This is a genomic window from Streptomyces chiangmaiensis, from assembly GCF_036281785.1.
Classification (GTDB): Bacteria; Actinomycetota; Actinomycetes; order Streptomycetales; family Streptomycetaceae; genus Streptomyces; species Streptomyces chiangmaiensis.
Genome location: NZ_JAYWVC010000299.1, coordinates 1 through 7,159, shown reverse-complemented (window position 1 = coordinate 7,159; position 7,159 = coordinate 1). Strand labels below are relative to the sequence as shown.

The window sequence follows — 7,159 nt, the reverse complement described above, 5'->3', positions numbered from 1 at the left end:
ACCTCGTTGTCGCCAGCCAGCGGCTTGGTGAACACCTGGTCCGACTCGACCCACGGGTCGCCGGCCGCCTCGCGCCCCCGCTCTTGGGGCGGGGACGGCGACGCCGCGACCTGCCGGCATGGGTGGCGGACCGGTGCCGGTGGATGTGCTCGACCTTCATGGCCGAGCCGAAGCTCTCCCTGGCGGCGTTGTCGAGCCCGACCCCACCTGTCCCATGGGCTGCACCACCCCCAGCCGTTCGCACGAACAGTCAGGTGTCCGTGCGAACGGCGGCCCGGTGATGGTGCCGCCGCTGCGCTTTCTCAGCCGATGGTGACGACGCGGGCCCAGGGCGGCGGGGCGTCCGGGGCGTAGTCGGGGTTCGCCTCGTCCACTGCGCTCGCTGGGCGGGGGAAGAGACCGACGACGGCGCGGCAGGGTGGCTGCACTGAGGGCCAGGGTGTCTGACCGTCCGTCAGGGCGACGATGACGTCCGGGCGGGGCCGGGAGCGGAGTGCCCGAGCGAAACCGGAGCGCAGATCCGTTCCCCCGCCACCGACCAGTTCGATGTTCTCGGCACGGCAGAGCGGGACCGCGACCCCGGCGGCCGCATCGCAGGAGATCACCGACACCAGGTCGCGCTGCCCGCCCACCGCCCGGAGATCGCCGCCACCTCCAGCAGCGCGCTGCCCAGCTCGGCGTCGCTCACCGAAGCCGAGGTGTCGATCACGACGCAGACCCGAGGCGGCCTACGGTGCAGGCTCGGCACCAGCACCCCGGGAACGGCGGCCGATCGGCGGGACGGACGCCGGTAGCTGTGGTCCTCGCCCGGCCCCGACGCACCCGCGGCGGAGCGGACCGCCGCTCCCAGCAACTGCCGCCATGGCTGCGGTGGGTGGAACGCCTCGTCCGCCCACCGGCGCCATCCCTCCGGAGCGTCGCCCGGTCGGCCCTTGATCCCCTCGGCGACCCGGAAGCGGACCGCATCCCGCTGCTGCTCGTTCAGCCCGTGTGCCCCGTCGGGTCCCAGTTCCCACGGCCGGTCCTGCCCGTCGGCACCACTGCCGCAGTCCAGCCAGGCCAGGTCTGCGGCGAGCCCGGACATCGACGCCCTCCGCAAGTACTCCTCCATCAGCAGCCCGTCGGGCAGCCGCAGCAGCGACGGCAGCACCGCCCCGGCAGGCAGGGGCAGACCGTCGCCGTAGATGTCGTCGTTGATCTCGAAGTCGGCGGCGATGTTCCGCCGCAGCCTCCCCCGGCCTTCGGCCGGGGGGACTCCCATTTCGTTTCGCTCGCCCGGCCCGTGCTCCTCGTACTCCCGCGCATACCGTTCGCTCCGCCCGTGATGGTCTCGGAGCAGGTGGGAGACCTCATGCACCCAGACGCCCGCCAGCTCTTCCACAGGGGTGCGCGCCACGAAGCGCGCGGAGACGTAGCAGCGCCAGTGCGCGTCCACCGCCATGGTCGGCACCGACCGGTCCTCCACCACGTGCAGTGCGAAGAGTGCGCCGGCCAGGTAGGGACGGACCTTCACCGCGTGCAGCCGGGCGGCCAGCAGCTTCTCCATGTCCAGAGGGGGTGCGGGCCGGTCGTACGGCCCGCCGGAGCCGGTCGGCGGCCCCGGCACGGTGGCCCGCACCGGGCGCGGCGGCGGGGGCGGGGACATCGGGTACGGCAGTGGGTGCGTCCCCGGGCGCTTCGCGGCCCCTGTCATCGGCGCGCCCCCTCCGTACGTCCGGCGCCGGCCCCCGCCGTGGCCCGCCCCACCGACTGGTCCGCCAGCCGGGCGAGACCGATCACCCTGGCCAGCCGCTCCACCGCCTCCGGCACCTCCCAGTCGTCGCGTCGTAGCGCGGCCAGCGCCGTCGCCGGGGCGACCAGCAGATCCGGGACTCCGGTCTCCAGCGCCCGGACCAGCACCGCCCAGCCCGCCTCCCACCGTGCCCGCTGCGGCCGTACCCCTACGGCGGCAACCACCGCCTCCAGCGCGGCCTGCCGCAGATCGCCCCGCGCCGGCAGTTCGGCGGAGGCCGGATCTGCCAGCAACGACTCCGGGTCCGGTAGTTCCATACGGTCCAGATGGGCGAGGAGTTCGAGCCCCGGCCCGTCGCCCACCGCCCCCCGCACCAGCAGCGCCAGCACCTCCCGGGAGGCGGCGGCCGCCGTGCCGAAGGCCAGCAGGGTCAACGCGGCCTCCCAGCTCCGGGGCGAGGGCCAGGCACCGCCGCGTCGTGTCTCGGTGCTCGGCAGTCGGTGGATCAGCGTCGGTCGGGCTTCCAGAAAACCGCAGACCGCTCGCCGGGCGTAAGCCACCGCCTCCGGCAGCCGCTCCGCCACCAGCCGGGGCAGTTCCGCCCGGGGCCAGATCCCGCCCAGCCCGCGCACCACCACCTCCCGGTCGTGCACCCAGTACAGATGTACGAACCGGTTGGCCAGCGGCGGGCTCAGCTCCCACCCGTCCGCCGCCGACGCGCGCGGATTGGCGGCAGCCACGATCCTCACCCCCGGCGGCAGTTGCAGCGCACCGACCCTCCGCTCCAGGACGACCCGGAGCAGGGCGGCCTGGACAGCCGGGGTCGCGGTGGAGAGTTCGTCCAGGAAGAGCAGCCCCCGCCCGGCCCGGACGAGTTCCACGGCCCACTGCGGAGGCGCCATCGGCACCCCCTGCGCCGTCGGGTCGTCGCCGACGATGGGCAGCCCGGAGAAGTCGGTCGGCTCGTGGACGCTGGCGATCACGGTCGTCAGCGGCAGGTCGAGGGAGGCGGCGAGCTGCGTCAGGGCCGCGGTCTTGCCGATGCCCGGCTCGCCCCACAGCAGCACGGGCAGGTCGGCCGCGACAGCCAAGGTGAGCGCTTCGAGTTGTTCGTCGGGGCGCGGCTCTGTGGTGGTCGTCCGCAGGAGGGTCAGGAGGTTCTCGGCGACGACGAGTCGGGTGCCGGTTCCGGATGCGTCGGCGGGGGTGGGTGCGGGTGCACCAACGGCCGGGGCTGGGGTGGTCAGGAGGGTGGTACTGGAGGTCATGAGCATCACCTGGGGAATGAGGGAACGGGACGGCCCGTCCCGGAGATGGTGGGGTCGTGCGGCGCGGAGCGCGCAGTGCGAGCGCGGGACGTGGGTGGGGCAGCCGGTGAGGTGATCGCCCGGTGATCAGGGTCAGGCCAGGCCGGTACGGGGCCGTGCCCGGCTGCTCCGCTTGCGGCGCATCGCCGCAGGCGTACGTCGGTCGAGCCGAGGCCGGTGGTCCGGCTCCGCGTGTCCCAGGCCGAGGGCGTTCCCGCCCCCGGCCACACCGGCAGCGGGGTGCACGGCGACCAGCCCCGAGCGGAAGAGTCCGTGGTCGATTCGGCGGGCCGCAGCCGACTCCAGCTCCTCCCGGAGCGGCCCGTCGCGGAGGACCGCACCGGGACCGAGCAGCCCCTCGACCACGTTCAGCGCTCCGACGACGTCACCGTGGCCGAGCCGCTCCCGGATCGCGGGAAGTGCCTCCGGGGCGCGGTGCACCGTGTCGATGGCCCGCAGGCAGGGCAGTGCGGGCCCGCCGAGCGCCACCAGCAGTTCCTCCCGGCGCAGTTGGGCAGGGTCGTGATCGATCGCCGTCAGCACCCCGTCCCGCAGCGCGATCCGGTGGACCTCACCCCGGCACTCCACCCGGTGCGGATCGCTGGGGTGGGGGGCGGAGCCGGCGGTCACCACCGAGCCGGCCACCGCCAGTGCTGTGGCGACGAGCGGATGCAACCGATCGGACGTGACCAGCCCGGCCCGCAGCAGTTCCAGATCCGGAAGGACCCGGGCCGCCGCCTCCGGCAGCATCGGAAGCGCCGCGACCTCCTGCTTCGGCAGCGCCTCCCGAAGCGGCTGGAACGTCGGGGCGTGGTTGTCGTCGGGGGCGACGAGTTCGAGCACGGCGCGGCTCCGCGCGCCGAGCCGCACCGTGAAGGCCCCGCGAGGGCGCCCCTCGGCCCTCAACAGCAGCTCGGCCTCGGCGGCCCATCGTGCCGACGCCCACGAGGAGTCGCGGACGGGGGACCGATCGGGCGGGTCTGGCGCGCCCGGCCGGGCGAGCGCGTAGGGCCGGCCTTGCGGCGCCAGGAACGGCGTCCCGCTCGCACCGCACCGCCACGCCAGTTCGCCGCACCGCCCGGAGTCCCAGAGGTGCCGGTGCAGGTCGAGCCGGAAACGCCGGTCGGGATTCGGGTGCGGATGGTGCCTGGGAGTGCCGGTCCCGGACTCCTCCCACAGGGCCAGGGACATCCGCTGTCCGGCGTCCGCCCAGGCGGGTGGTGTCCGCACCACCAGATGCAACGGCGTGGCGCCGGAGTTCCGGTAACGGGCCAGGGAGATGGTCAGACCGGGCCGGAGCCGTCCGTCGGGGGCGATCCGGGGCATGTGCCAACGGAGCAGATCCGGTGCCAGCCGACGCAGATCCGCACGAAGGCGAGTGACGAGTTCGGTGCCGTGGCGATCGCGCACGGCGCGCAGATCGAGATCGGCGTCGACCCGGGCGGCGGCGAAGGCCCCCGCCCAGTCACCGACCGCACGCCGTGCGGTCGCGCTCTCGATCATGGACGGCGGCACGGCGTACTCGCGCACGCGCTGCCACATCAACAGGTGGGCCGGAATCAAGTTCGCGGAGTGATGTGCCATCAGCACTCACCCTGCACGAACGATTCCCCCAATCCATGCGAGGAGTTGTTGTTCATCCTCGGCATCATAAGCACCACGATGAGGATCTGTCAGTCCCCTTCGACCACCCGTCACCTTTCCCCGACGCACGCCGCAACGCCCGACATGGCGCGGTGAGTACCGCCGTCGCCGTCGGTTACGGACCGTACGGATGGGAACGACCAGGGCCCGAGCCCCAGCACCGGTCGCAGCAGCCGGCCCCCTCCACACCGGCCGTCCCCGATCGCCTCAGGGGTGATGAGCCGACGTCCGGGAGGGATGGCACGAGGGTTGCGGTCAGGGTTGCATTCACCCCGTTCAGCCCGGTGCGGTCACCACCGATCGAACCCGTCCGCCGCGGGTCAGGACACCGAAGGTCCACCCCGGACCGCCGAGCGGCCAGGGTCTTCGACGTGCGCCGGTCTCAGTTTTGGTCTCATTTGTTTCCGGCATTCAAGTCGTCAGCCTCCAGCTTGAACAACTTGCCTGGCACGCTGCTGAATATAGAGGTATGTTTAATGAAGTCGTACTTCTCTATCCGGGACGGTCATGGACAAGCCTGCCGAGATGTTCGACCGGGCCTACGAGTGGTCGGCGCTGAGCCGGTTCATCACCGATCCCCAGCCGGGCGCGACGCTCGGCGTGGTCTCCGGACGTCGCCGCCAGGGCAAGACATTCCTGCTGGATGCCGCCTGCCGTGCCGCCGGAGGGTTCTATTTCGGTGCGACCGAGGCCGCCGACGCCGAGTCGTTGCGGAGGATCAGCACCGCCCTGACCGCCCACGTCCGCCCCGCCAGCCCGTTCCACTTCGCCGACTGGTCCGAAGCGGTCGACGCGCTGCTCGCACTCGGCTCAGATCGCCCCCTTCCCGTGGTGATCGACGAGTTCCCGTACCTCGCCAAGGCCAACCCGGAACTGCCCTCGATCATCCAGGAGGCACTGCGGCCCCTGCGTAACCAGCGCACCGGCTCCCGCACCCGGCTGCTGCTGTGCGGCTCGGCACTGTCCTTCATGGGACGACTGCTGTCGGGCAACGCCCCGCTGCGCGGCCGGGCGGGACTGGAGGTGGTCGTCCGTCCCCTCGACCACCGGCTCGCCGCCCAGTTCTGGGGCATCACCGATCCCCACCTGGCCATGAAGGTGAACGCGATCGTCGGCGGCACCCCCGCTTACCGCCGCGAGTTCGCACGAGGCGACACCCCCGCAGGACCTGACGACTTCGACAACTGGGTCGTCCGCACCGTCCTCAATCCCGAGACACCTCTCTTCCGCGAGGCCCGCTACCTGCTCGCCGAAGAACCCGACCTCCGCGACACCGCCCTGTACCTGTCCGTCCTGGCCGCTGTCGCCGACGGCAACGCCACCCGCGGGTGCATGGCAAGCTATCTGGAACGCAAGGCCACCGACATCGCGCACCCCATCAACGTCCTCGAAGACGCGGGGCTGCTCCGCCGCGACGCGGACGCGTTCCGCGACAACCGGCCCACATACCGCATCGCCGAACCGCTGATCGGCTTCCACCACGCGATCATGCGCCCGGTCTGGGACCAGTTGGAACGCCCCGGCAGCGCGGCACGCGTCTGGCAGGCCAGCCGCCGACGGTTCGTCAGCAACGTCCTCGGGCCCCACTTCGAGCAGGTCTGCCGGGGCTGGGCCCTGCACCACGCCGACCCCGGACTCCTGGGCGGTCTGCCCGCCCGCGTCGGACACGGCACCGTCCACGACTCCAGGACCCGCACCGGCCACGAGGTCGACGTGGCGGTCATCGGTATCGCCGACGGCGCCAAGCCGCCGCTTCTGGCCATCGGGGAGGTCAAGTGGAACGACACCGTGGGCACGGCCCACATCGATCGGCTCCGGCACATCCGCGGCCTCGTCGCGCAGGCCGGACGTTACGACACGAGTGGTACCCGGCTCTTCTGCTTCAGCGGAGCGGGCTTCAACGACAAAGCACGCGCCGTCGCCGAGGCCGAGGCCGACGTCCAACTGATCGACCTCGCAACCATCTACGGTGAGATCTGATCCGAGGGGGTTGCAGTAAGGGCTGTATTCACCCCCGTTCAGCCCCGTTCAGCCCGGTGCGGTCACCGTCGATCGAACTGATCCGCCGCAGGTCAGAACGCCGACGGACCCCGCCGGACAGCCACACGAACAGTTGGAAAGCGTGTTGGGGGCAACCCCTGACGAGTTCGAATCCCCACCGAGCCGAGAGACATCGCGGAGGGGACGACCCGCTACCTCGCGGGGGTCGGCATTGAGCAGATCGGGTACTTCGACGAGATCGATCGCCCCGTCCGGCCGAGACTGGCCCCGCTCCCGGTCAGGCGGGCCTGCCGCTCGGGTGGGGCGGCATACCGTGCCGCCCCACCCGTGGAGTGCGCCGGTCAGCGGACCGTCCGCGCCGCCTTCTCGATGATGTGAGTGACGGCGTCCGGGTGGGACACGCTCACAGCGTGGGAGGACTGGATCTCCTCGATGTGGGCATTGGCGCGCTTGGCCATGTAGACCTGAAGCTCCC

3 protein-coding genes and 1 pseudogene are annotated in these 7,159 nt (G+C 72.1%); 1 reads left to right on the top strand and 3 read right to left on the bottom strand.

Annotated features, from left to right (window positions below; all coding sequences use genetic code 11):
* Positions 1-302: 302 nt before the first annotated feature.
* The 3 genes and pseudogenes from VXC91_RS40535 to VXC91_RS40525 all read right to left on the bottom strand — a co-directional run bounded on the left by VXC91_RS40535 (position 303) and on the right by VXC91_RS40525 (position 4,623).
* A pseudogene (locus VXC91_RS40535) lies at positions 303-1,546 on the bottom strand (vWA domain-containing protein).
* Positions 1,547-1,689: 143 nt separating this feature from the next.
* Positions 1,690-3,000 carry a MoxR family ATPase gene (locus VXC91_RS40530; protein ID WP_329512372.1) on the bottom strand — a complete coding sequence of 437 codons (1,311 nt, stop codon included), beginning with the start codon at positions 2,998-3,000 and terminating at the stop codon, positions 1,690-1,692.
* 132 nt (positions 3,001-3,132) lie between these two features.
* Complete coding sequence (locus tag VXC91_RS40525; RefSeq protein ID WP_329512371.1) at positions 3,133-4,623, bottom strand: hypothetical protein; 1,491 nt, start codon at positions 4,621-4,623, stop codon at positions 3,133-3,135.
* Positions 4,624-5,190: 567 nt separating this feature from the next.
* On the opposite strand from VXC91_RS40525, the gene VXC91_RS40520 reads away from it, so the two are divergent.
* Positions 5,191-6,663: an AAA family ATPase gene (locus VXC91_RS40520; protein ID WP_329512370.1), complete on the top strand. Its 1,473-nt coding sequence runs from the start codon at positions 5,191-5,193 to the stop codon at positions 6,661-6,663.
* The last annotated feature ends 496 nt before the right edge of the window (positions 6,664-7,159 follow it).

Coding starts and splice junctions, on each gene's coding strand:
- VXC91_RS40530 (WP_329512372.1), bottom strand. CDS start 3,000: ATGACCTCCAGTACCACCCTCCTGACCACCCCAGCCCCGGCCGTTGGT.
- VXC91_RS40525 (WP_329512371.1), bottom strand. CDS start 4,623: ATGGCACATCACTCCGCGAACTTGATTCCGGCCCACCTGTTGATGTGG.
- VXC91_RS40520 (WP_329512370.1), top strand. CDS start 5,191: ATGGACAAGCCTGCCGAGATGTTCGACCGGGCCTACGAGTGGTCGGCG.